At 45.2% G+C, this 26,536-nt stretch carries 20 protein-coding genes; 9 read left to right on the forward strand and 11 right to left on the reverse strand.

Annotated features, from left to right (window positions below; genetic code table 11):
- Positions 1-4: 4 nt before the first annotated feature.
- From nuoK to ndhC, 10 genes are all read right to left on the reverse strand, one after another.
- Positions 5-313: an NADH-quinone oxidoreductase subunit NuoK gene (gene nuoK, locus JMX96_RS02775; protein WP_025653102.1), complete on the reverse strand. Its 309-nt coding sequence runs from the start codon at positions 311-313 to the stop codon at positions 5-7.
- Positions 314-411: 98 nt separating this feature from the next.
- Positions 412-1,155 carry an NADH-quinone oxidoreductase subunit J gene (gene nuoJ, locus JMX96_RS02780; protein ID WP_201567168.1) on the reverse strand — a complete coding sequence of 248 codons (744 nt, stop codon included), beginning with the start codon at positions 1,153-1,155 and terminating at the stop codon, positions 412-414.
- Positions 1,152-1,700: an NADH-quinone oxidoreductase subunit NuoI gene (gene nuoI, locus JMX96_RS02785; protein ID WP_010198902.1), complete on the reverse strand. Its 549-nt coding sequence runs from the start codon at positions 1,698-1,700 to the stop codon at positions 1,152-1,154. Before nuoI ends, nuoJ begins: the two co-directional genes overlap by 4 nt.
- 55 nt (positions 1,701-1,755) lie before the next feature.
- Positions 1,756-2,748, reverse strand: coding sequence for an NADH-quinone oxidoreductase subunit NuoH (nuoH, locus tag JMX96_RS02790; RefSeq protein WP_179798733.1), 993 nt, complete (start codon positions 2,746-2,748; stop codon positions 1,756-1,758).
- Between the two features lie 52 nt (positions 2,749-2,800).
- The gene (gene nuoG / locus JMX96_RS02795; RefSeq protein ID WP_201567170.1) at positions 2,801-5,869 is read right to left on the reverse strand and encodes an NADH-quinone oxidoreductase subunit NuoG; all 3,069 of its coding nucleotides are present in this window, start codon (positions 5,867-5,869) and stop codon (positions 2,801-2,803) included.
- A 10-nt stretch (positions 5,870-5,879) separates the two neighbouring features.
- Positions 5,880-7,304 carry an NADH-quinone oxidoreductase subunit NuoF gene (gene nuoF / locus JMX96_RS02800; protein WP_114700720.1) on the reverse strand — a complete coding sequence of 475 codons (1,425 nt, stop codon included), beginning with the start codon at positions 7,302-7,304 and terminating at the stop codon, positions 5,880-5,882.
- Complete coding sequence (nuoE, locus tag JMX96_RS02805; protein WP_201567172.1) at positions 7,301-7,810, reverse strand: NADH-quinone oxidoreductase subunit NuoE; 510 nt, start codon at positions 7,808-7,810, stop codon at positions 7,301-7,303. The genes nuoF and nuoE overlap by 4 nt, the downstream gene beginning before the upstream one ends.
- A gap of 147 nt (positions 7,811-7,957) precedes the next feature.
- On the reverse strand, positions 7,958-9,733 hold the full coding sequence (gene nuoC, locus JMX96_RS02810; RefSeq protein ID WP_057758925.1) for an NADH-quinone oxidoreductase subunit C/D: 1,776 nt from the start codon (positions 9,731-9,733) through the stop codon (positions 7,958-7,960).
- A 112-nt stretch (positions 9,734-9,845) separates the two neighbouring features.
- The gene (locus JMX96_RS02815) at positions 9,846-10,514 is read right to left on the reverse strand and encodes a NuoB/complex I 20 kDa subunit family protein (protein WP_101206265.1); all 669 of its coding nucleotides are present in this window, start codon (positions 10,512-10,514) and stop codon (positions 9,846-9,848) included.
- A 174-nt stretch (positions 10,515-10,688) separates the two neighbouring features.
- The gene (gene ndhC, locus JMX96_RS02820) at positions 10,689-11,312 is read right to left on the reverse strand and encodes an NADH-quinone oxidoreductase subunit A (protein ID WP_102091044.1); all 624 of its coding nucleotides are present in this window, start codon (positions 11,310-11,312) and stop codon (positions 10,689-10,691) included.
- Positions 11,313-12,140: 828 nt separating this feature from the next.
- Here ndhC and JMX96_RS02825 point away from each other — a divergent pair.
- The 5 genes from JMX96_RS02825 (at position 12,141) to argB (ending at position 19,301) form a co-directional block, all read left to right on the forward strand.
- A complete protein-coding gene (locus JMX96_RS02825; RefSeq protein ID WP_201567174.1) occupies positions 12,141-14,174 on the forward strand; it encodes a UvrD-helicase domain-containing protein in 2,034 nt (677 codons plus the stop codon).
- 156 nt (positions 14,175-14,330) lie between these two features.
- Complete coding sequence (mgtE, locus tag JMX96_RS02830) at positions 14,331-15,734, forward strand: magnesium transporter (protein ID WP_057758917.1); 1,404 nt, start codon at positions 14,331-14,333, stop codon at positions 15,732-15,734.
- A gap of 167 nt (positions 15,735-15,901) precedes the next feature.
- Positions 15,902-16,366 (forward strand): dUTP diphosphatase, encoded by a 465-nt coding sequence (gene dut, locus JMX96_RS02835; RefSeq protein ID WP_201567176.1) that lies wholly within the window; start codon positions 15,902-15,904, stop codon positions 16,364-16,366.
- A 137-nt stretch (positions 16,367-16,503) separates the two neighbouring features.
- A complete protein-coding gene (locus JMX96_RS02840; protein WP_201567178.1) occupies positions 16,504-18,312 on the forward strand; it encodes a phosphomannomutase in 1,809 nt (602 codons plus the stop codon).
- Between the two features lie 77 nt (positions 18,313-18,389).
- Positions 18,390-19,301, forward strand: a complete 912-nt coding sequence (gene argB / locus JMX96_RS02845) for an acetylglutamate kinase (RefSeq protein WP_057758912.1) — start codon at positions 18,390-18,392, stop codon at positions 19,299-19,301.
- Positions 19,302-19,427: 126 nt separating this feature from the next.
- Here the strand turns inward: argB and JMX96_RS02850 are convergent, their stop codons facing one another.
- Positions 19,428-19,799 (reverse strand): arsenate reductase, encoded by a 372-nt coding sequence (locus JMX96_RS02850; RefSeq protein ID WP_201567180.1) that lies wholly within the window; start codon positions 19,797-19,799, stop codon positions 19,428-19,430.
- 226 nt (positions 19,800-20,025) lie between these two features.
- Between JMX96_RS02850 and leuS the strand changes: the two genes are divergently transcribed.
- From leuS to JMX96_RS02870, 4 genes are all read left to right on the forward strand, one after another.
- On the forward strand, positions 20,026-22,713 hold the full coding sequence (leuS, locus tag JMX96_RS02855) for a leucine--tRNA ligase (RefSeq protein ID WP_201567182.1): 2,688 nt from the start codon (positions 20,026-20,028) through the stop codon (positions 22,711-22,713).
- Positions 22,714-22,779: 66 nt separating this feature from the next.
- Positions 22,780-23,493: a hypothetical protein gene (locus tag JMX96_RS02860; protein ID WP_227676867.1), complete on the forward strand. Its 714-nt coding sequence runs from the start codon at positions 22,780-22,782 to the stop codon at positions 23,491-23,493.
- Positions 23,494-23,648: 155 nt separating this feature from the next.
- The gene (locus JMX96_RS02865) at positions 23,649-24,749 is read left to right on the forward strand and encodes a DNA polymerase III subunit delta (RefSeq protein WP_201567184.1); all 1,101 of its coding nucleotides are present in this window, start codon (positions 23,649-23,651) and stop codon (positions 24,747-24,749) included.
- 302 nt (positions 24,750-25,051) lie between these two features.
- Positions 25,052-26,377, forward strand: coding sequence for an efflux RND transporter periplasmic adaptor subunit (locus JMX96_RS02870; RefSeq protein WP_201567186.1), 1,326 nt, complete (start codon positions 25,052-25,054; stop codon positions 26,375-26,377).
- Positions 26,378-26,536 lie beyond the last annotated feature (159 nt).

The raw sequence follows: 26,536 nt of genomic DNA on the forward strand, positions 1-26,536 counted from the left end.
GACATCATCCTTTCATCTCATTGGCGCTATCGACATCGAGATGCCCACGCTGATGATAAAAACGCAATAATATTGCCAGACCAATTGACGCTTCAGCCGCAGCCAAGGTCAAAATAAAGATAAACATAATCTGTCCGTCTGGATCGACCCAGCGACTACCCGCCACTACAAATGCCAATGCTGCCGCATTCATCATAATTTCAAGACTCATTAGCATAAATAGGAAGTTACGTCGTACCATGACGCCGCACAGACCGATGGCAAATAAAATACCTGCCAAAATCAGTCCATGGCTCATGGGTATCATACCCAGTACATTTTGCGCCTCAGCAACTGGCTGTACTAAGCCTGCCACCTCGTGGGCAAACGGCACGTTTGATACATCTTGTGCCACGCTTGCTGCTAGTACCATTAGTCTGACTCCTTGCGCGTAACTGTGTTCGCACCTACTTGACTACCTGCTTTCATGCCTACCTTCATACCTACATAGTCATGCGGATCAACATCTTTATATTCGTAAGGCTTAGCCATTTCTACGCCGTCATGCTGTGTAAGCGTACTATCATTGTCGTATTGTTTGATACTGCCTACGCTTGGCTTAAAACTTTGGCTATCATTACCGATGACCTCATCGTCGACTGTCTCTTTACCTAAATGATAAGCGGCGACCAAGGCTGCCAATAATAGCAATGCTGCTACTTCAACCAGCATAATGTATTTGGTAAATAACACCGTACCGACTGCTTTGGCAGAGATAGTCGTGCCACCCATCATGACAGCTTCATCATGATTGAGACCAATCATCGCATAGAGCACAACGGCAATGATTATCGTCAACCCTGTTGGAATCGCCCAAGTGCCGGCATCAAGCCAACGCTCTTCGCGCTCGTCATTGCTCATGCCCAAATTAAGCATCATAATGACAAAGACAAATAGCACCATAATGGCACCTGCATAAACAACAATCTCTAGCGCACCCGCAAACGGCGCTCCTAATACAAAAAATATCCCAGCAATTGCCAGCAACGATACAATCATCGATAAGATAGCGTGCACTGGATTGGCCTGAGTCACTACGCGCAGACTGGCAAATATTGCCACTGCCGCAAGTGAATAAAACCCAGCCAATTCAGGATGGTTTAAAATATTCATCATGGTAGCAAGCTCCTTAGATCAATCGGTGCAGACTCATTTTGTGCTGCGCCTTTTGGTTTATCTGCTACCGCCATACCTGTCACACGATAATAGTTATAATCAGGGTATTTACCTGGTCCTGAAATTAGCAAATGCTCTTTTTCGTAGACCAAATCTTGGCGCTTATATTCACCCAGTTCAAAATCTGGGGTCATTTGAATCGCTGTCGTTGGACAGGCTTCTTCACACAATCCACAAAAAATACAGCGTGAGAAATTGATACGGAAAAACTCTGGATACCAACGTCCATCTTCACGCTCGGCTTTTTGTAATGAGATACACCCTACCGGACATGCCACCGCACACAAGTTACAAGCGACACAGCGCTCGTCTCCATCAGGATCACGTGTTAGGACAATACGTCCACGAAAACGCGGCGGCACAGGTACCGGCTCTTCAGGATAAAGGATGGTGTCACGCGGTCTGAGCGCATGACTATTGACCATCCACATGCTGCGGACAATGGTAAATATACCAATGACGGTCTTTTTTATGGTAGTAAACATGGGATTATTATCCTTATCAGCTTTACCCTAGTTCATCAGTGATGGCTAGTGATGACTATAACGTTGGGGAAAAGATCAAAATGACCGCAGCAGTAATCAACAGATTGATCAAGGTTACGGGCAGACATACTTTCCAGCCAAAGTTCATCACCTGATCATAACGCGGACGCATGAGTGAGCCTCGAGCCAAAACAAACATGGTCATAAAGAACAGCGTTTTAATCATGAACCAAAAAGCTGGTGGAATAAATGGAATATCTAAATTGAACGGCGCAAGCCAACCGCCAAAGAACAAGCAAGTCATCAAAGCAGAAATCAAGACAACGTTGACATACTCACCAATGAAGAACATACCGAACTTCATGCCAGAATATTCGACATGATACCCTTCGGCTAGCTCTTGCTCTGCTTCTGGTTGGTCAAATGGATGTCTATGCGTAACGGCAACACCAGCCACCACAAAGGTTAAGAATCCGAAAAACTGCGGAATGATATACCAGCCGTCTGCTTGCGCTTCGACAATGGCACGTAGGTTAAATGAACCTGTTAGCGCAACAACGCCCATCAACGACAAACCCAAAAACACTTCGTAACTGATTGTCTGTGCAGCTGAGCGCAAACCACCCAATAACGAGAACTTGTTGGCCGAAGCCCAACCACCGAACATCACTGCATAGACAGCAATACCTGCCATAGCAAAGAAGAACAGAATACCGATATCCCAATCAACCACGCCAAGCGTTGGCGAGATAGGAATGATGGCAAATGAAGCCAAGGCAGTAAACATCGCTACCGCAGGTGCCAAGGTGAACATAAACTTATCGGTAAAGTTTGGTGTCCAATCTTCTTTAAAGAAGATTTTGAGCATATCGGCGACTAACTGCAACGAACCAAAAGGCCCAACACGGTTTGGACCATAACGATCCTGCCACAAGGCCAACATACGGCGCTCATAGATAATCATCATCGCGGCAACCAATACCACGACCAAAAAGATGACTAGCGATTGACCCACCAAAAACAGAATAGACCAAGTATCAAAACTCATGCTATTGGCCAAAAAGCTTGGCACATCAGGGATAATACGGGTAACTTGCATATTACACCTCCTGTGTGGTGGTCGGCGCTGCGTTTATTTGCGCAGTATCGTTATTATTCATCATATCGTTAGCCATGCTACCCATCATCGTCACTGGTGCATCCACTTTACGTACCGACGCTGGCATTGATGGGTGAATGATGCTCACCTGCCCAACTGGGTAACCGATACAGCCTTCTGCTAAATAACCGACCAGCTGTACTGGTAAGGTGATTTGTTGCTTATCAATCTCAATCGCTAAGTAATCACCAGCAGCAATATTCCAGTCCTTAGCATCATCCATACCGATACGCCATGCAGCAACAGGCAGTTGCTCAGCGACGATTGGGCTACGTGATGCCATCATTGAGCTGGCATAGATATTATGAATCGGTACCAGTTTGGCTTGGCCTTGTTGTAAGTCAGTTGTATTCGAAGACATCGCTTCTGGCGCCACATATTGACGAGTGGCTAGGCGCTCTAGCTGATCGAACAAACGCACACCTGGATCACCATTTTTCAGATGACCGCCGACTTTGTCTTGATATTTGTTCCATGCTTGAGGTGAGTTCCAACCTGCCGCATTGGCAAAAGGAATCATCGAGCTTGGCGTTTCTTTACCGCTATAACCTTCCATTGAGAAAGTTAGACCAGTGTCCAAATCTTTCGGCTGCATTGGCTCGTGCACTGAGATTGGCGCACGCATAGCAGTACGACCTGAATAACGACGCGGTTGACGCGCGATTTTCAGACCCGTTATACGGTAATCAGCATCAGGCGCAGCGCCTTTGATACCCGCAAGTTTAGGATGGGTGGCAATCAATGCATTGATCACATCATCTAGCTGCGTCCAGTCGACATCACGACCTTCGATGCTGCTATGCACAGCATGTATCCAGCGCCAGCCTTCTTTAATACTGCTCATCGGATGGTAGTATTCGTTATCGTAAACTTGGAAGAAACGCTGCGCACGACCTTCAGCTGATATCAATGTACCATCCGCTTCTGCAAAGCTAGCCGCTGGCAATACAATATCGACGTCTTTGTGCCAATCAAGGAGCTGATGATCTAACGCAATGACCGTTTTATCAGTCAATAGCTGCGTCAATTTATTGGCATCAATCGCATCTGTTAGCTGGTTTTCTGCAACCACAACCACATCGTAATCAGTCGCTAGCAGTTCTTCAACTGACTGACCGCCAAGCATACAAACGCCCATGCTATTGGCATCAGGAACCGTTAGATAAATACCTGCTTGTGCCTGATATTTATCATTAATTTCTTTTAACTCAAGGTTTTCAGCAGGCTCACGTTCGACATCATCTTGAGCTTCTGTATTTACACCCGTTTCAGGTTTGTTCGGCTTAGCAGATAAATCTTGGTCTTCTTCAGGTTGGTCATTAGCCGCTTTCGCTTGGGCTGCCTGTACTTTGGCATTATGTGCCTCGACCTGCTGTTGCTCGGTCGCTTTAATTGCCGCGCGTTTTTGGGTCAACGCTTGGGTAATCTGTGCCGCTGCTTCTATCAATGCGGTAGAAGACAAGCTGCTACCCGAGACAACTAACGGCTTATCAGCTTGAATCAAGTCATAAGCGATTTGCTGCGCCAATGCTTGCATACCGTCGGTTTCAGCACTTTCATCAGCTGCTTGTGGATCTGCTATGTCTGCTAAATCATCAGCAAAATTAGCAATTTCATCAGCAACCTTGAAGCCAAGTTTAGTGATGTCTTCAGGGGTCGCCACTACGCTCACTTTACTGATATCTTCTAGCTTAGTTTGCGTTACATCAATGACATAGACTGGGCTTAGCGCATCTTGAGCGATACGCTTAACTGGTTCAGCAAGCCAAGGCTGCGTTTGCAGCGCCGCCGCCATTTTTAAGCCTTCATTTTTTGCCGCTTGACGTACTGACAGCGCAACACGTGATGAAGTTTGCGTGATGTCTTCACCTAATACGAGCACCGCATCATGCGTTTCGATATCGGTCATGCTAGGGTTATAAATACCTTCAGTGCTAAGCACTTCGATACATTTATTGACCAGTGCTTGCTGCTGATGATTCAAGCCTGTTGAGAAGTTATCAAAGCCGACCAGATTTTTTAGCGCAAAGTTAGTCTCTAGACTGGCGCGTGGTGAGCCAATCCCGATGACTTTTTTATCTTTGATACGTTTGATGGTTTCATCAAGTGCGTAGTCAATATTGATTTTGACATGCTTATCATTGATACGTTCAAGCGCTTGGGTTGGACGATCATCACGATTGACATAGCCATAACCAAAGCGGCCACGGTCACATAAGAAATAGCGGTTTACTTCGCCGTTATAGCGGTTTTCGATACGGCGCAATTCACCATAACGCTCGCCCGGTGAGATATTACAACCAGCTGAGCAACCATGACAGATGCTTGGCGCATACTGCATATCCCATTTACGGTTGTAGCGCTCAGAGTGGGTTTTATCAGTAAACACACCCGTTGGGCAAACTTCGGTTAAGTTGCCTGAAAATTCGCTTTCAAACTGACCATCTTTATCACGGCCAAAGTAAACGCGATTGTTTGAGCCATAAACGCCCAAGTCTTCGCCGCCCGCATAGTCTTTATAAAAACGTACACAACGATAGCAAGCGATACAACGGTTCATTTCATGCGCGATGAATGGACCAAGCTCTTGGTTATGATGCGTGCGTTTGGTAAAGCGATAGCGACGACGGCTGTGACCTGACATATACGTCATGTCCTGCAAATGACAATGTCCACCTTCTTCACAAGTTGGACAGTCATGTGGATGGTTGGTCATGAGTAGCTCAACCATCGACTTGCGGAATGCTTTGGCTTCATCGTCAGTGACCGAGATGTACATGTCATCGCCAGGAGCGACCATACATGACATGACTAGACGACCGCGACCTGCTTCCATATCTTCTTTATTTTGGAATTGCTTGACCGCGCACTGACGGCACGAGCCTACTGAGCCAAGCGCTGGATGATAACAAAAATACGGCACATCAATGCCGAGGGATAAGCAGGCTTGTAGCAAGTTGTCTGCGCTATCTACTTCGACAGTGGTTCCATCAATATGTATGACTGCCATGCCGCTCTCCTTATTTCACTACTGGCTGTTGGTTGGCTGCAGCATCAATAACATCGACACCAACCGCCTGCGCGATTTTTTGATCAAACTCTGGACGGAAATATTTAATCGCACTCATTAGTGGTTCCATCGCACCTGGAGCATGCGCACAGAATGTTTTACCAATCCATAAGTCACGCGTTAGGCCTTCTAGTTTTTCTACATCGCCCACTTGCCCTTCACCATCATTGATGGCGGTAAGCAGTTTCACGCCCCACGGTAGACCATCACGGCATGGTGTACACCAACCACACGACTCACGCTGAAAGAAAATCTCAAGGTTACGTAGTAATGGCACCATGTCTTGTGATTCATCGACGACCATAATCAGACCAGTACCCATACGGCTACCAGCGTTTTGAATGGTGTCAAAATCTACCACCACATCCAAATGTTCTGCGGTCAAAAAGTCAGTCGAGGCACCGCCCGGTAGCCATGCTTTGAGCGTTTTACCATCTTTCATACCACCCGCTAAATCTTCAATGATTTCGCGAGCTGTATAACCAAACGGTAATTCCCAAAGGCCTGGATCATTAACTAAACCTGAGCAGCCAAATAGTTTGGTGCCTGGCGTTTTACTTTTGCCTTTAATTTCAGATAACGACTGATACCACTCAACGCCATGATTCAAAATCGCTGGCATATTACACAAAGTCTCAACGTTGTTAACAACGGTTGGACGACCCCATGCACCAGAGATTTGCGGAAATGGCGGCTTAGTACGTGGGTTAGCACGGCGGCCTTCTAGACAATTAATTAACGCTGTTTCTTCACCGCAGATATAACGTCCAGCGCCCGTATGCACATGCAGATTAAAACTAAAATCTGAGCCTAAAATATTATCGCCCATGAGATTATTAGCCAAGCACTCTTCGATAGCAGCGACCAAACGTTCAGCGGCCAAGATATACTCACCACGGATAAAGATATAACCGTCAGTGGCGCCAATCGCATGAGCGGTAATCAGCATACCTTCGATCAGCTGAAACGGTAGACGCTCCATGAGCAAACGGTCTTTAAACGTGCCCGGCTCCATTTCATCCGCATTACAGATGAGATAACGCGGCAAACCGTCCGGCGGTGACATAAACGACCATTTAAGACCAGCGTTAAAGCCCGCACCACCGCGACCCCTGACATTGGCCGCTTTAATCATATTGCCGACGTCTTTAGGCGATTTGGATAGGGCTTCTTTTAGACCCGTAAAGCCTTTTAGAGACTCATAAGTGGCTAAATCAAGCACCGCATCATGATGCGCTAAACGCCAAGTCAAAGGCTTGGTTTCGCTAGTGGCTGTCGCTTTATCACCATAGATTGGAACACGCTGTGCATTTAGCTGGCTTGGCGCTTGGCCTTGACCGCGACGAGCAATTTGCTCTGAAATCGTTAAACTCATGCGTATAGCTCCAATAATTGCGCGACCTCAGATGGCTGGACAGGGCCGTAAGTGTCTTCATCAATCAGTACCGCTGGTCCCTTATCACAGTTGCCCAAGCAGCAAATTGGCAATAGGGTAAAACGTCCGTCAGCAGTTGTCTGACCATACTCAATACCCAGCTGTGATCTAATCTCAGCTGACAGCGCTTCATAACCTGTCAAATAACAAGCCACGGAGTCACATATGAGAATCACATGGCGACCGACAGGTTGGCGATAAATACGGTTAAAGAAAGTCGCAACCCCATCCATGTCTGACATCGGGATGTCTAGGATATTAGCAATGGCATTTGCTTGCGCATCATCGACCCAGCCGTTGCGCTTTTGCACGATTTTTAGTGCATCTAGCGAGGCAGCACGCGCCTGTGGGTAATGATGTATAAACTCATGAATGGCAGCGATTTCATCACTAGTGAGAATGCTTTCCACATCTACTTTTGGCATTTTGTCGGAAACAATTTTCATAATCTTCTGTCTTTCCTCACTCATCCTGCTCTATCACAAGCCAATATCAGTCTGATTAAAACTGTGGTTATATTGGCGAATGACAGCATTTTGGTGTGCCATCAGGCAATAATATATTGATGAACAAATACTTTTGAAGCAGCGGCTCTAACGATCACAGTCCGCCATCACAATATCAATCGATGCCAGATACATAATGGCATCAGAAACCAGCGAGCCATTGATGACCGATGGCATCTGCTGCAAATGCGCAAATGTCGGTGTGCGGATACGGGTACGATAGCTCATCGTGGCCTTGTCTGAGGTGATGTAATAACTGTTCAGACCTTTAGTCGCCTCGACGATCGTTGTACATTCGCCCGCTGGCATCACAGGACCCCAAGATACTGAGATAAAGTGGTTAATCAGCGTTTCGATATCATTTAATGTACGGTCTTTCGGTGGTGGTACGGCCAGTGGATGATCCGCTTTATAAGGGCCTTGTGGCATATTGTCCATGCACTGGCGAATGATACGTAACGACTGACGCATCTCTTCGACTTTTACCATACAGCGATCATAAGCATCACCGTTGTAACCGACTGGCACTTCAAAGTCGTAATTTTCATAGCCCATGTATGGACGTGCTTTACGTAGATCAAAGTCAACGCCTGTCGCGCGAAGACCTGCACCAGTGACGCCCCAAGCCAATGCTTGCTTGGCATTATATTGAGCAACACCTTGAGTACGGCCTTTGAGCACACTGTTTTGCAATGCCGCTTTGACATATTCGTCCAAGCGTTTTGGCATCCAATCTAGGAACTCACGCACCAGACGCTGCCAGCCACGTGGCAGGTCAGCAGCAGTACCGCCGATACGGAACCAAGCGGGATGCATACGATAGCCAGTCACGGCTTCGATGACGTCATAGGCTTTTTGGCGATCGGTAAACATATAGAATACAGGGGTCATACCACCCGCATCCTGAATGAACGTACCGACGAATAGTAAATTGTTGGTAATACGGAAGAACTCGCTCATCATCACGCGGATAGTTTCAGCGCGCGGTGGAATGGTAATTCCAGCAAGCTTTTCGACCGACATGATGTACGGTAGCTCATTCATTACACCGCCGAGATAATCGATACGGTCGGTATAAGGAATAAATGAGTGCCATGTTTGGCGCTCAGCCATCTTTTCTGCGCCGCGATGGTGATAGCCGATATCAGGGATACAATCGACGACTTCTTCGCCATCTAGCTGTAATACCAAACGGAATGCACCGTGAGCAGAGGGATGGTTAGGACCGATGTTCAAGAACATAAAGTCTTCGTCACGACCTGAACGCTTCATGCCCCATTCTTCTGGGACAAAACGCAGGTTCTCTTGCTCATACTGTTGCTTGGCCGTATTCAAGAAGTATGGGGTAAACTCAGTCGCACGCGCATGATACTCTTTACGCAGTGGATGACCTTCCCAATATTTTGGTAATAAAATACGGGTCAAATGCGGATGACCTGTAAAGACAATACCGAACATGTCCCACACTTCACGCTCATACCAGTTGGCATTTGGCCAAATATTGGTGGCGCTCGGTACATTAACATCGTCTTCGCTTAACGCGACCTTGATACGTACATCACTATTACGCTCAAGCGACATCAAGTGATAAAACACCGTGAAGTCACTGTCAGGCAACCCTGCACGATGCTGGCGTAAACGCTCATCTATCGCTGATAAGTCAAATAGCATGACATACGGTTTAGGCAGTTTGCGCAAGAATAAGAGAATATCTAATAAATCAGCACGCGCCACCCAAACCGTTGGAATTTCATCCACAGTCTGCTGCACGACAAATTTACCAGCATACTTTTGCTCCAGCTCTGTGATGACTGCTGGGACGGGCTTGATCTTAGGATCTATGTTTTCGACTACCGTGACCATGAATGATGTATTCCTTCATTAATCATAACTGAACTATGTTAATCATAACCTAACTATGATAAGCGCATAAAATATTGAAACTGTTGCTATAAGTCTGAATGCTGTTTGAAACTTAAATACTATCTGGGCTGCGCAAGTTTTTAACAGCGATACGATCTGCCTGCTTGCGGTCACGCTCAGGCGTCATTTGCGGCTGATAGATACCCTGCTCATTGACATGGATACCCAGCGGACGACGCTCTTTAGTAATAGATTCTTGTAACAACATCAAACCCTGAATAAGCGCTTCTGGACGCGGCGGACAACCTGGCACATACACATCAACAGGGATAATCTTATCGACGCCTTGTACGACAGAATAAATATCATACATGCCGCCCGAGTTGGCACAGGCACCCATAGAGATAACCCATTTTGGCTCAAGCATTTGCTCATATAGGCGCTGGATGACAGGGGCCATTTTGACAAAACAAGTACCAGCGACGATCATGACATCTGCCTGACGAGGCGAGGCACGAATAACCTCTGCCCCAAAACGTGACAAATCATGAACGGCGGTTAAGGTAGTAGCGTATTCAACATAACAGCAAGAGGTACCAAAGTTAAATGGCCACAGTGAGTTCTTACGCCCCCAGTTTGCTGTTGAATGAACGAGGTCTTCGAGACGACCCATAAAGACGTTTTTATTCACTTCATCTTCGATAGGATCATTGACCGTTTGACTGGTCTGTGCAGGATAGGTATCTGCATCGGGGTTGGCTTTTGTTAATGTGTATTTCATAACATACAACCTTCATATTAGGCTTGGCGTGGCAATCATCTTGCTCGCGCTGTCGCCATAATTTTATTATTAATAAGTGGCTAATCATCAGCGATCATTAATACAAACAGAACTGACGCCTTCATGCTTTGCTGCTCGTTTTTGCAAACGCTATAAGCTGAGCATCAACTGCTATTAACGTTCAGTTTTGTCCTGCTGAGCAGACGTCGCAAAATCCACAGAAGTAACGTTACCCGTGGTATTAATATGATCGATGTTTTGTAGATGACGACGATTGGTCTCAATATTGTTTGAGACATTGATTTGACCGGATGACTGCGCGGGCACTTTACCTGTCGGATCGACCATTAGCTCATGAGCACCATCAAACTTGGTGATGTCTGCCAAATTAAAGCCTGCAGGCGCCGCATATAAGCGTGCTTTTTTGCGTAACTTATCAGCAGGTGCCCAGTTCATCGCACCCAAGCTCAGCTCATAAATCAAACCAATAATTAGAATAGTGATAAACGTGCCAGCGGCGGCAAAGCCAAGCCAACCAGCCTCCCGTACCGACACAGCATAAGCGTAGAGATATAGCGCCTCTAAATCAAAAATCACAAAGAAAATTGCGACCAAATAAAATTTGGCAGACAAACGAATACGGGCGTTGCCAGATCCGACAACACCCGCTTCAAATACTTCTTCCTTTTGTGAGCCTTGAGAGCGACCGCCAAGTAAGCGCGGTACGACCAGCATAAAGACAACTAGCCCAATGGCGGCTAAGATAAAAGCAATGGCTGACCAATTAAAAGCAGACATGATAATACGTGCTCCTCACCCAATCGATTGTTAGACACAGCGCAAGCACTGACCCACTCAGGCCATGTTACGACAGGTATAACGCAGACGAAAACACAAAGTGACTTCATTTAAGTAATTGTCACTGCACTTCAGTAACTGTCACTGTGTTTAAGTAACTGTCATTGAGTCACATGTTAGGTATTTTGCTGGTAACAACCAATTATCAAGCTTATTGACGACGATGTCAGACGTGACCAACTGTAGAGATTCCGGTATGCGCGCGGATAAAGGCTGGTCGCCCAACGCATCTTCTAACAACGTAAGATCAACGTATTAAATCAATATCATATTCGACTGCTTACTTAATTGATTTAATAGCTCATTACACGTGGTCAACAATGACGTGACAACTGGCATAAATTATTTACGTACTATACGCATATCAGTGCCTAAAAGCTAGTTTTTAACTGTATTGAACGGTCACTTTCTGTGTAAAAAAAATGTGTTTTTTTTACTATGAATTATGATATAGACCTTACCTTATATTAACTCCAAATTCGTACTTTTGGCTATGAGCAAACACTGCCACGCTATTTGTCAAAAATCAAGTGTCTGAATACCCCACTTTCATCACCCAAGTCCTCCCCCAAAGTGAGCATTTTTGCTTTATAATGACCCACCAGATTTTTATGATATGCCATCATCAAACCTTAAATTCTATTATTCTTATAATAAAGATTATTAAAATATCGCAACGATACGAGTTTTGATGATTCGCGCTGCGTTTATCTATCTTTTTCATATCAGCGCTACCCTCTTTTTTGCTTTTGTCTTACAGGTCACGTTATGAGTCAACTCAATCCCAAACAACAAGAAGCCATGCTCTACGTATCTGGTCCATTACTTGTACTTGCAGGTGCTGGCTCCGGCAAAACCTCTGTGATTACGCGTAAGATTGCTTACCTAATCCAAGAATGTGACATGCCAGCTGAGCGCATCACCGCCGTGACCTTTACCAATAAAGCGGCACGTGAGATGAAAGCGCGGGTAAGCAAACTGCTACCAAGCGAAAAAATGCGCGGGTTAACGGTATCGACCTTTCACCAATTTGGTCTACAGTTTTTGCGCTATGAGCTGATTCATACCCCGCTAAAAGGCAATTTTTCTATCATGGACAGCGATGACAGTAAGCGTCTGCTGATGGAGCTGATGATGCGCGACAACCTAAGCGGCGCTGAAAGTCGTGAGTTGGTCGGCAAAGCGATAAAAATGATTTCGGATTGGAAAAACGATCTTATTGATCCTGACAAGGCAATGGAAACATTAGACGATCCAGAAGATATGATTTTTGCAACTTTGTATGCATTATACGAGCGTAATCTGCGTGCTTATAATGCCGTCGATTTTGATGACTTGATTGTCTTGCCAACCAAGATATTGCGTGAAAACAGAGAACTGCGAGACAAATGGCAAAACCGTATTCGTTATCTATTGGTCGATGAGTATCAAGATACCAATACCGCCCAGTATGAAATGATTAAATACTTGGTCGGTCCGCAAGGTCGCTTCACCGTGGTAGGTGATGATGACCAATCTATCTATGCATGGCGCGGGGCAAAGCCTGAAAACATGGCGCTGCTAAAAGAAGATTTTCCAAAACTAAAAATCGTTATGCTTGAGCAAAATTACCGCTCAACCACACGTATCTTGACTTCTGCCAACGCCGTCATTCTAAATAATGAGCATTTATTCGAGAAAAAACTGTGGTCAGATAAAGGCCAAGGCGAAAAAATCCGCATCATTAACTGCCGTAATGACGATGATGAATCCGAGCGCGTCGCCAAAGAAATCGTCACGCATAAGCTGCGTTTTGGTAACGAGTGGGAACAGTATGCGGTTCTGTACCGTAGTAACTTTCAAGCACGTATGCTAGAGGCACAATTGCGACAGCTGCAAGTGCCTTATAAATTATCAGGCGGTCAATCATTCTTTGCGCGTAGTGAAATCAAAGACATCATGGGCTATCTGCGCCTGATTTTGAACCCTGAAGATGACAGCGCGTTTTTACGTATTATCAATACACCTAAGCGCGGTATGGGACCAGCCACGTTAGAAAAACTTGGTTTGTTTGCGCAAGAGCACAGCATATCGTTACTGGCCTCTTGTACCCACGCTGGTCTGACTCATGTATTGCCGTCAAAGGCTTATGGTACGATAAAAGAGTTTGGTGAATTCATCGAGCACTATACGCGTGAGCTGGATCAACACCCAGACCCTGTACCTATCGTACGCCAGATGATTGATGAGACAGGTTATATTGATTTTGTTCGTAGCGATGCCAAAACGCCGCAACAAGAAAAAAACCGTATTGATAATATCGATATGCTGTACACCAGTATTCAGTCGTTGATCAATCGTGCTGAAGAAGACGAAGACCGGACGATTGATACCATCATCCGTAAGCTGGTATTGCTAGATATGCTTGAGCAACAGCAAGAAGAAGAGAATACCAACAAAGTTAACTTGATGACCTTACATGCGGCAAAGGGCTTGGAGTTTGATTTTGTGTATATCATGGGGCTTGAGGAAGAGATGCTGCCGCATCGCAACTCTATTATGAGTGAGACGGTCGAAGAAGAGCGCCGTCTGATGTACGTGGGCATTACCCGTGCGCGTCGTGAGCTGACATTGACGCTCGCGACCCAGCGCCGTGCCGGTGGTCAGATGCGCGTTACCTCAGAATCAAGATTTTTGGATGAGCTCCCTGAGGATCATATTGACTGGCCTGCTAAAGCGAAAAAGAAAAAAGCGACCAAGGACCCAGAAGCCGTCGCTGATGAATATCTGGCCAATATTCGAGCGTTACTGGGTAAGCGTTAATCTTAACCAAAACATTTAAGCACTTAAGTAATAAACACCTAAGTAAAATGCTTGCGAGAACACGCTTCAGACTGTGCAAAAAACGATTGTTATAATCGTTATTGTTATTGTTCTTTATACACTGTAAAAAATTGACTGTAAAAACTTGGAACACTTATGCCTACCCCGACGCCCAATCAGGAACGAACTGCCATGCTGTCAGGAGACTATAATTCGGCTGAATATAGTGCCGAATATAAGCTTCTGTATCTGCAGGGGTTGGTTGCTGACAAAGCATACGAGGCCATTACAGAGTTTTTGGAAAAGCAATCCGAATACGAGATTGCCAACCTATTAGAGTCCTTCCCAACTCAAAACCGTCTGTTGATTTGGGCGCAGGTGCCAGAGCATATCAAAGGTGAGGTACTTGCCGAGCTAGATGTCGATACGCGCCAGCCATTGATGGAGAACATTTCTTCTCAAGAAATATCCTTGTTCACCCAAGACCTTGATGCGCAAGATATTTCTGAGATTTTGGACACTGTCACTGAGAGCGTACGCACCTCAGTCATGGCAACGCTAGACGAAGAGACGCGAGTCCAAGTCAATAAGCTTGATACCTATGCCGACTGGGAAGTGGGCAGCTATATGGATCCCGATATTATCCAGATAAGGGATGATATCTATCTAACTGATGTGCAAGAGTGGCTGCGTGAAAACGACGACCTGCTCGATGACGAGAGCCAAGAGCTGTTAGTTGTTGATCAAAGCCAGCAATTACTAGGCCTACTCAGTCTAGTAGATTTAATTAAGCATAAACAAAACACCTTGGTCTCGGAGCTGATTGATACCGCCATTACAATTAATGATCGCTTGGATATTCAAGATGCAGCCGCGATTTTTCGTTCAGAGGATATTCGTTTTGCCCCCGTCATCAATAGCCATGGCGAGCTGGTTGGTCAACTAAACGGCGAGGATATCATGGAGATTATCCAAGATGATGTCGACAGCACCATGAAAAACCTCGCTGGTGTTAGCCAAGATGAAGAGCTGTTTGCCCCTATCCTAACCAGCGCCAAAAGCCGTAGCGTCTGGCTAGGTATCAATTTATGTACCGCCCTTTTGGCCGCAGCAGTGATTGGACAGTTTGAAGAAGTACTAGCACAAGTCGTGGCGCTAGCGATATTGATGCCAGTAGTCGCCAGTATGGGCGGTATTGCTGGCTCGCAAACCTTAACGGTCGTTATTCGCGGGATGGCGATGGGTCAAATCGGTGGTTCCAACCGTGTCTGGCTATTGAATAAAGAGCTGTGGGTGGGTGCGATAAACGGTATCATCTGGGCGATAATTATGGCGTTTATTGCTCAGTTATGGTTTCATGATATTAAGATCAGTGCCGTCATCGGTTTTGCCATTGCGATCAATATGACTGCAGCTAATGTCTCGGGCATCAGCATACCGCTGATGCTAAAACGGATGAATATCGACCCTGCTCTATCTGCTTCGGTTATCCTAACGACCGTCACGGATATCGTCGGCTTTATGTCCTTTTTAGGATTGGCTAGCGTGCTGATACTTTAGTTTTTTGCTGAATTGCTGAATTGCTGAATTGCTGAATTGCTGAACAATTAAAATATAGAATTGCTATTTGTTTAAAAATGTCGAATAAGATTTGTTTAAAACCCTAGTTCAAGGCCTTAGTTTTAAATCATAATTTAAAAACCATCAAATCGTTAAGTGAGTGTGTTATGCAAGCTGTACAAGTTAAAGTGGTAAACCCTAAAATTACTGAAGACGAAGCGTTTTCTCTACCAACTCGCGCCACCGATGGCAGTGCAGGTATTGATTTGCGTGCTTGTATTGACGAGCCGTTAACGATTAAAGCGGGTGAAACACACTTAATCGGCACAGGCCTTGCCGTTTATATTCAAGATCCTAATTATGCAGGTATGATTTTACCGCGTTCAGGTCTTGGCCATAAGCACGGTATCGTCTTGGGTAACTTGGTTGGGCTAATTGATGCCGACTATCAAGGCGAGCTGATGGTTAGTATTTGGAACCGCAGTAGCGAAGACTTTGTTCTTAACCCAGCTGAGCGTATGGCACAGTACATCGTGTTACCTGTTGCGCGTCCTGAGTTTGAAGTGGTTGCAGAATTCAGTGATGAAAGCGTACGCGGTGCAGGCGGGTTTGGACACTCAGGTCGCCAATAGTAGCTATTTTGTTGATCAATTTTTCTGACAACTTTTTAGATAGCGTTTAAGGTTTTCATTAAGCTATATCTAAAACCTTGCGCTATTCATTTTTATTTATCATTGAACATCTATCACGGTTATAAGGAGAGTAAGCAATGCCACCTTTTGCGGCGCAGCAATCCTTATTCCGTGCTTATGATATTCGCGGTGTCAACCAGTATTTTACTAGCAGTTTTATACACGCGTTAGGCGATGCTTTTGCTACTCTCTACAATGCGCAGAACGGCCAACCGACTCAAAACATCAATGCTAATGCCTCTAATGCTAGTACCTCTGTTGATACTAAGCAAAATGTTGTCGTTGTTGGTTATGACATGCGCATTGGCAGTGAAGCCATTGCACTTATGCTCTCTACTGTACTAGCTCAGCAGGGTTTACGCGTAATCCAATTAGGTCTGGTTACCACGCCGATGATGGCATTTTGGGCAGCGCAATATCAAGGCCATGGCATAGTCGTAACAGCGAGCCATTCCGCTAAAGACATACTAGGCATCAAGTGGTTAGTAAATAACAAATCTCCTAGTAGCTCAGAGATACAGACGCTTTATCATCAGCTAACCGCTCATCATAGTTGTCACGCTTATCCCGATAATCAAGCTAACAATCCTATCTTGCATTCAGAAAACATTGATAATAACTACGACTCAAAATTACCAATTGATTTGCTTGAGCAACTACCTACTCATCAAGTAGCAAACGTTTATATTGATGCTATTGAGCAGGTATTTGAACAATTATTTCAGCATAATTACTCGGCAATTGCAGCCAATCAGAAAAGCGCTTATAGACTTGATTTGGTCATAGTTATTGACTGTATGCATGGCGCAACTGGGCGTATTGCTCAACGCTTGTTCGAACGTTTTTGCCAACAGGTTATTTTTCTCAATGATACACCAGATGGCAACTTTCCCCTTGGTAATCCAGACCCCACCGAACCAAATCGCCTAAACGAATTGCAACGAGCCGTTGTTTCGCACGCAGCAGATATAGGCTTAGCGTTTGATGGCGATGGCGATCGTTTGATGATCGTTGATAATAACGGCAAAATAGTTACGCCCGATCATTTGCTCTATCTATTGGCTCGTATTGCTATTACTGAGCACCCTAACTCTCTTAGCAACTCTTTATTAGCATCTGAAGTTCTTTTCGATATTAAGTGCGCCCATCATTTGCCAAGACTGTTATCTGAGCTTGGTACTACACCTGTGATTAGCAAGACTGGCAGCAGCTTTATGCGCCAGCAGGTACAGCATCCTGACAATCAGATTGTCTTTGCTGGTGAATTATCAGGACATTTCATCTTTAATGACAGCCGCTTTATTCCTTACGATGATGCGATGTATTCTGCATTACGGTTGCTGCATTGGCTTGACCAAGCTCATGATGATGCTAATGATAAAAAACCGCTAGCAGATATCATCCAAAGCTTGCCTACTATAGTCAGTACTGCTGACCATTACTTGCCAATGCCGCAGACGACTACTACCGACTGCTCACTTGTAGAGCAATTAACGAGATTTTGTCATTACTTGCAGTATCTAGTAGATATGTCTACTCATACTGATTCTTCATCTAGTCAGCAGTTAAAAGATACTTGCCTGCCCGCCACAACATGCAAGTCATCAGCGTGTGCTTGCGCTACTGCGAAGTCGCAAGTAGCATTAAAACAGACGCATGAATTATTACCTGTAGGGACTAAGCTGAGCTGTATCGATGGTGTGCGTTTAGACTTTGCGCATGGCTTTGGCGTACTGCGTCAATCAAATACCAGTAATAGCCTGACCGCGCGCTTTGCAGGTGACAGTGTAAATGACCTAAAAGATATTCAGGCAACATTTGCCGCTTTATGCCGACCATTTAACGCAGCGTTAGCAGAACAGATTCTTGCTATTCCCGCGGAGTAGCCTCATAAAATATATAACTGTCTCATTAGACATAGTAGAAAAACAACCAATTTAAACCCGGCCCTTAGGAGTTTGTAATGACGCTTAATTTAGATGATGCCAAAAACACCGCTGAAGTATTGACCACTGCTCTGCCCTATATCCAGCGTTTTGTTGATAAACTCATCGTCGTAAAATACGGCGGCAACGCCATGACCGACCCTGAGCTTGAGAGCTCATTTGCTCGCGATATTGTTTTGCTAAAAACCGTCGGTATGCATCCAGTAGTCGTACATGGTGGTGGCCCGCAAGTTGACAATCTCCTAAAAGAGCTCGGTCGTCAATCAGACCGTATCGATGGGATGCGCGTCACTGACAAAAGTACCATGGATATCGTAGAGATGGTCTTGGGCGGTAGCGTCAACAAATCGATTGTTAGCTTGATTAATAAACATGGCGGTCGCGCGATTGGTCTTACAGGTAAAGACGCCAACTTGATTCAAGCCAAAAAACTGATGATGGAAAAAATTGGCGCAGATGGTATCGCTGTACCCGTTGATTTAGGATTTGTCGGTGATGTGGTCAGCGTCAATAAAGATGTAATTAACATGTTGATTGCCTCTGATTTTATTCCTGTAATCGCGCCACTTGGTGTTGACGCTGAAGGCAACACCTATAATATCAATGCGGATTTGGTCGCAGGTAAAGTGGCAGAGTTTTTACAAGCAGAGAAACTAATGCTATTAACCAATATCAAAGGCGTATTGGGCCGTGATGGCGAAGTAGTGACTGGACTCACGCCAAAGAAAGTCGATAGCTTAATCGAAGATGGCACTATCTCAGGCGGCATGATTCCTAAGATTCAATGTGCGCTTGATGCGGTACGTAGCGGCGTCAAAAGCGCGGTAATCGTTGATGGCCGTGTTCCTCATGCGACCTTACTTGAGATTTTCACCAACGAAGGGGTTGGTACGCTCATTAGTCGTGAGATAGACTCCTCATTGAGCTAGAAAAATATAGCAATACTAGATTAAAAAAACTAAGTGTAGAAAAGCCCGAGTTGATATAAACGCTCGGGCTTTTTTATGCATTTTTATCTTTAATAATCAGCCTAGCTTAGTTTTTATAGCTCAATTTTACGAAAAAACTTTATCAAACTCAGATTCATCGAAGCCGCATAGTAATACTGCTTGATCTCTATCTGCCACCTGACCTTCTACAATCGGACGTTTGATCATGCTGGTATTTTCCACGAGTAAATCTATCGCGGTGTCTACACTAGCATCAGCTGCTTGCTTTTGACTGTCATCTAGTTTGCGCCATGTCGTACCGCGCTTATTGAGCACTTTGTCGATACCTAGCTCATTTACCCAACGCTGTACTGTTTCTTTATCGATACCTTGTTTTTTATAATCGTGAAAATCGTAGCTGACATCTAAATCGTCTAGCTTAGTAAACGCTTTTTTCATCGTGCTACAAGATTTGATACCGTAAATGGTGATGGTCATGATAAATCCTCATAAATATGCATTAATTTGTCTATTATACCTAAGGCTGACTGGATATAGAGAATGCTTTACTTTTAATCGTCAAACCTAGTAAGCAAGTGCATCATATCGTCGCAATTTTCGCCAAATTACGCTATGCTATGGCATTGTCAAATTCCACCTATTTTGATCAGTATTAAACAAATCCGTATTAAATAAATCAGTATCAACCAATTTCGAGCCGACTATGAGCAACGCCGTGACAGCAGACCAAACAGAAAACAACTATTACAACCCGCAAGCGATAGAAGCCGCGCAGCAAACCAAATGGGCAACTGACAAGCGCTTTGAAGTAAGCAATGAGCCAAGCGACAAGCCAAGCCGTTACATGCTGTCGATGTTCCCTTATCCAAGTGGTAAGCTGCATATGGGCCACGTTCGTAACTATACGATTTCTGACGTATTGAGCCGTTATTATCGTCTCAAAGGCTATGAAGTCATGCAGCCAATGGGCTGGGATGGTTTTGGCTTGCCAGCTGAAAACGCAGCGATTGCCAACCAAACGCCACCTGCGGCATGGACATTTGCCAATATTGACAGCATGCGCGCGCAGCTTAAATTGCTAGGCCTGTCTATTGACTGGTCACGTGAATTTGCCACTTGTAGCCCTGAGTATTATCAGTGGGAGCAGTGGTTATTTTTGCAATTGTACAAAAAAGGCTTGGTCTACAAAAAGCTGTCGACGGTCAATTGGGATCCTGTTGACAACACTGTCTTAGCAAACGAACAAGTTATCGATGGCAAAGGCTGGCGTAGTGGTGCTGCGGTCGAAAAACGTGACATACCTATGTACTACTTCAACATCACTGATTATGCTGATGAGCTATTGGATGATTTGGATCAGCTAGAAGGTCACTGGCCGTCTGAAGTACTAACCATGCAGCGCAACTGGATTGGTCGTAGTGCTGGTATGGAAGTCCACTTCCCTTATGAGCTTGCTGGTGAAGAAAACACCTTAGATGTGTTCACCACTCGTCCTGACACCTTGATGGGTGTGACTTATGTCGCTGTTGCCGCAGAGCATCCACTTGCACAGTATGCCTCTGAGCAAGATGACGCAATCGCCCAATTCTGTGCCCTTTGTAAAAAAGGCTCAGTTGCTGAAGCTGATCTGGCCAAAGCTGAAAAAATCGGTATGGATACAGGTCTAACCGTCACGCATCCATTAACTGGTGAAGAGGTTCCAGTTTGGGTTGCCAACTACGTACTGATGAGCTACGGCTCAGGTGCAGTGATGGCAGTACCTGCTCACGATGAGCGCGACTATGAATTTGCGGTTAAGTACGACCTACCAATCAAACAGGTCATCAATACCCCTGATGGCTATTTTGATGAGCTAAAAGCAGATGCCAAAGCGAACGATAGTGAAGTCAATCTTGCTTATACTGAACGCAACACTTTGGTTAATTCAGGTGAGTTTGACGGTCTAGATTTTGAGCAAGCATTTGAAGCAATGCTAGCCAAACTTGAGCCAAAAGAGCTGGCTAAGAAAAAGATCCAGTATCGCCTACGTGATTGGGGTGTATCTCGCCAGCGCTATTGGGGCTGCCCGATCCCAATGATCAACTGTGAGCATTGTGGTACGGTACCTGTTGAAGAGCAAGACCTACCAGTTGTGTTGCCAACCGACGTCGTACCTGATGGTCGTGGTAATCCACTCAAGAACATCCCAGAGTTTGTCAATACCACTTGTCCTAAATGTGGCAACCCTGCTGAGCGCGAAACCGATACCTTTGACACATTCGTAGAGTCAAGCTGGTACTATGCACGTTTTGCTAGTCCAAATGATGCGCAAAACATGGTCAACAAGTCTGCGGCCAATAAATGGTTGCCTGTTGACCAATACGTCGGCGGTGTCGAGCATGCGGTGATGCATCTGTTGTATGCGCGTTTCTTCCACAAGCTGATGCGTGACGAAAACTTAGTCACCGGCGACGAGCCATTTGCCAATCTAATGACCCAAGGTATGGTGCTCGCTGGTACGTTCTACCGCGTCAATGCGGATGGCAGTACGACCTATTACTTTGCAGAAGATATCGATATTGACTTCAACGAACGTGGTCAACCAATCAAAGCTATCTTGAAGTCAGACGGCCAGCCAGTGACGATTGGCAAAATCGAAAAAATGTCTAAATCAAAGAACAATGGCGTAGATCCGCAGCTAACTATTGATAAATATGGTGCTGATACGGTTCGTCTATATACGCTATTTACTGCGCCTGCGGATCAAACGCTTGAATGGTCAGATGACGCGCTAAAAGGCCCTTATAACTTTGTGAAAAAAGTATGGCGCATTGCAACCGACCATATGCAAGCGCTAACAGCCGCTAACATCAGCATTGATACGCTTAATAGTGCTACCTTGAACACAGACGGTCTAAGCAAAGAAGCCAAAAACTTACGCCGTAAAACGCACGAAACGATTGCTAAGATTGATAGTGATTTGGGTGATCGTCTGGCATTGAACACGCCAGTATCAAGCCTAATGGAACTTGCTAATGAGCTGACTGGCTTTAACGCTAGTAATGGGCAAGAGCTACACGTCAAACACGAAGCATTGACCAATCTGCTAATTATGCTATCTGTATACGCGCCGCACGTTGGCGAGCATCTGCTTGAGCAGTTAGGTCTTGATACCTTAACGTTGGACTACCCAACCGTGGATGAAAGTGCGCTGGTACAGGACATGATCACGATGGTGGTACAGGTCAATGGTAAGATGCGTGGTAAGATGGATGTCGCACCGAACAGTGATCCTGAGCAGCTAAAAGAGCAAGCTCGTACCATGGAAAGCGTGGCAAAATTCATCACTGGCGAGATCAAAAAAGAAATCGTCGTTCCTAACAAACTGGTTAACATCGTGGTTGTAGGCTGAGGTATCTTGAGCTAAGTATTTTAGGCTTAATGCTCTAAGCCTTCTTATCATATGAGGATAGCGTTTATGTCATACAAGCATCGAGCTGAGCAGGCGCAACCAAGATTAAGCGCATACAGCCTAGCTAATAAAAAGTTCCACGGCCAAAAGTTCGGAGCAGTCTTACTTGCCACGCTGCCAATGTTTGCGGTGGTAGGTGCAGCCGCTGCTCTTAGCGGCTGCGGCTTTCAGCTGCGTGGCTACGACTCAGCGATGCTGCTTGACGTCGAAAAAACAGCAGTTATTATCGAAGACAATCGCACCTCATTCCCGCTGAAACTACCATTGACGCGCCGCCTAAAGACGTTAGGTGTCGATGTTATTAGTAATATAAGCTCGGAAGAAGTTGCCCGCAATAACCAACAAGCAGGGGCTGAGTCTATTGCCGCTATCGACATCCGTAATGTACGTTTTAAGCGTTACGAATTGGTTGGCGTATTAACAGAAATTCGCTTAGTACTATCAGCAGATGTCAGCTATCAAACGATGGAAAATGGTAAGCCTGTAACACTGAGCAACCCCATTCAGGTCGAGCGAAGCTATCAGTACAACGAAGCATCTGTTAGTACTGACGATCAGCAAGGCGATCAGACTCGCGATTGGCTCTATGATACTTTAGCTCGCCGTATCACTGACCAGTATGTTGCTATCTCACTTCCTAAAGTCGCACCTGCTGCCAAACAATCTGTGCAAATGAATAAAGGCGTAACGCCAACCGTTGTCGTCGTACCACAACCGTAATAGTTAGTCGTTCTGATTATCAAACGATACCATTTCTAGAAATATGACTAGCAAACTAAGCGAGTGTAAGTACTAGTAAGCTCGGCTAGCTTGACACTGCTGATCATATTTTAGAGCTGGTATTACCTGCTCATCAACCTGTGTAACACCACGCTATGCAAGATACTTTCATAAAAGCCTACCCAAAACTACTGCAGCCTTCCGTTGCGGTAGCTGGCTTGTGGCTGGCGCACGGTGACGAGCCATTACTCAGTCAATGGTTGATAGATGCGCTGCGTCCACACTGGCGCGCACAGAATTACGCAATCAAACGTATAGAGTTGATTTCTGTCAAAAGCTGGCAAGAAGTACTATCCGAGCTTGGCAGCCAGTCTTTATTTGATGACGCTAGTGCCTTAATCGTGACGGGCAACCATAAACCTGACAAAGCAGTTATCGCCGAGCTGGAACGTTTTGCGGTCGAGGCACAAGCTGGCACACATGGTCATAGTGTGTTGTGGCTCACACCTAAGCAAGACAAACGCAGCCAGAGCAGCAAATGGTTTGCTCCTTTTGCGCAGTATGGCAATGTCATTGATTGCAATTTATACAATGAGCAGCAGCGCCAACAGCTACTACAAATACAAGCTCAGAAGTTTGGCTTACGATTGTCTCAAGAGGCGTGGCAGCTACTCATGTCACACACTGAGCATCATTTGCTAAGTGCTTATCAAACCCTATGGCGGTTGTCTTATCTGTTTGCACCGCAGCTAGTTGCTAATAACAGTACTAGTGAAAATAGTGCTAATGACAATAGCACCGAACAATCTAATAGCTTTTCACAACCTGTGAATAATGTGGCATTGGATATTGCAGACCTACAAGCAGCGTTGGTCAGCGACGCGCAGTTTAGTGTGTTTGATTTGTCTGATGCGATGCTCGCGGGTAATAGTGCGCAGGTTGCCAAAATCATGTTTCAGCTAAAGTCGACCGATGAGCCCACTACTTTAGTACTCTGGGCTATTAGCAAAGACATGCGTCAAATCATTCAACTTATGGACGGTCAAGACCCTCAAGCATTAGGCATTTGGCGTAGTAAACAAGGGTTATACCAACAAGCCTGCCGCCGTCAGTCAAAACAACAAACGAGCGAATGGCCTGCCTTGCTTTACCGCTGTGACCAAGCTATCAAAGGTCTTATTCGCCAGCCAGCATGGGAGCTATTATTGCAAGCGGCACTAGAGCTCGCAGGTAAGCGTTTATTTGCAATGCGCTAAGACTGATCCGCTTGTCACCACCTTTTATTGTTGCGCTTAGCTACGAGTTATCCATCTCTTCTCTTACTGATTTATACGTTTTTCTTACTGGTTTATATATTTAAACGCTATAAATCCAGATTCTACTACCCTATTTTGTTCTCCTATAATCTCCGTTTTATTGATTTTTAGTAAGCGTTTCTTTTCTGTACCTGTCTCTATTCTTGGCTACCTTAACCTTTCGTAAACTAATTTCCATTCCCTTTTGTAGGTGAAGTCTCTACTATATCTACACTTGATTTAATTGTGATTGGATTGTTGTCATGCGCAAAATAAGCAAAAAGTCTGCTATCAAATGGGGTGTTATTGCCTTAATTATCGTAGCATTAGGGGCTTTGGCCTATACTTTTTTAAAACCAGAAGAAGCCACACCTAACTATTTAACCGCAACCGTTGAAGTCGGTGATATTGAAAACAATGTCATGGCGTCTGGTAAAGTAAAAGCGTTGAATACCGTCGATGTAGGGGCACAGGTATCTGGTGAAGTAAAACGCCTGTACGTTGAAGTCGGTGACGAAGTCAAACAAGGCGATTTGATTGCACAGATTGATCAAGTGACTCAGAAGAACAGCCTGAGCAATGAACAAGCCAGTCTTGAACAAAGCGAAGCCGCGCTACAAAGTGCGCAAGCAGAATCATTAAGCAAACAAGCCAGTCTAAAAAGTGCCTATGCTGATCTTGCCAGCCGTCAGTCTGAGCTCAAACAGGCACAGTCTGATTTTGCACGCTTGCAAGACTTAGTCGCTATCGACGCTATCTCGCAGCAAGAATATGACACGCAAGCGACCAGTGTCGAGACCGCAAAAGCAGCCGTTGCCAATGCACGTGCAGCTATCGATACGGCAAAGGCTGCGATTGCGACTACCGAAGCCAATATCAACAGTCAGCAAGCGGCGCTACGCAAATCACGAACCAACGTCAGTACTGCTGAAGAAGATTTAAGCTATACCACGATTCGCGCCCCGATATCAGGTACTGTCGTTTCTATTACGACTGAGCAAGGCACCACCGTCAATGCTAATCAAACAGCGCCTACATTAGTAACGCTAGCGGATTTATCGACCGTACGTATTAATGCGCAAATCTCGGAAGCTGACGTTATCAATGTCAATGCTGGTATGCCCGCTTATTTCAATATCATCGGTAATCCAGACCAGCAGTATGATGCGACGTTGACTGCTATCGAACCTGCCCCAGAGCAAATCAGTAGTACCAGCTCAACGGACGCTGCGATCTATTATGTCGGCTACGTAGAAGTACCAAACCCTGACCGCTTGTTCCGTATTGATATGACCGCGCAGATTTATATTATCGTCAATGAAGCCAAAAACGCGCTGTTAGTACCGTCAACAGTGATACAAGAAAAGCGAGCTAAAGGTAAAGAAAAAGGCAAAGCGGCCACTGGTAAGTTTGTACGTGTATTAAAAGAGGACGGAACCGTAGAAGAGCGTACTGTAGAAGTCGGTATCGATAACCGAGTAAACGCGCAAATCTTAAGTGGTTTGAAAGAAGGGGAAGAAGTAATCATCAGTGAAGAAAGCGGTAAGAAATCAGGTAGCGGCCGTATCCCTGGTGGACCTCGAATGTAACTTGTTCTTTGACTATGTTGAATAAAAAAGGGCTTGTTAAACATAGCAGCCCTTTCATAACAACACCATAACGCTTATTAGCCTTTATTAAAGACACTGCTATGACTATATCTCAATCTCCTAAACCGTCGACTGAAGATAGCTCTGAAAGTAGCACGG

It is taken from the genome of Psychrobacter sp. JCM 18900, assembly GCF_904846625.1.
Classification (GTDB): domain Bacteria; phylum Pseudomonadota; class Gammaproteobacteria; order Pseudomonadales; family Moraxellaceae; genus Psychrobacter.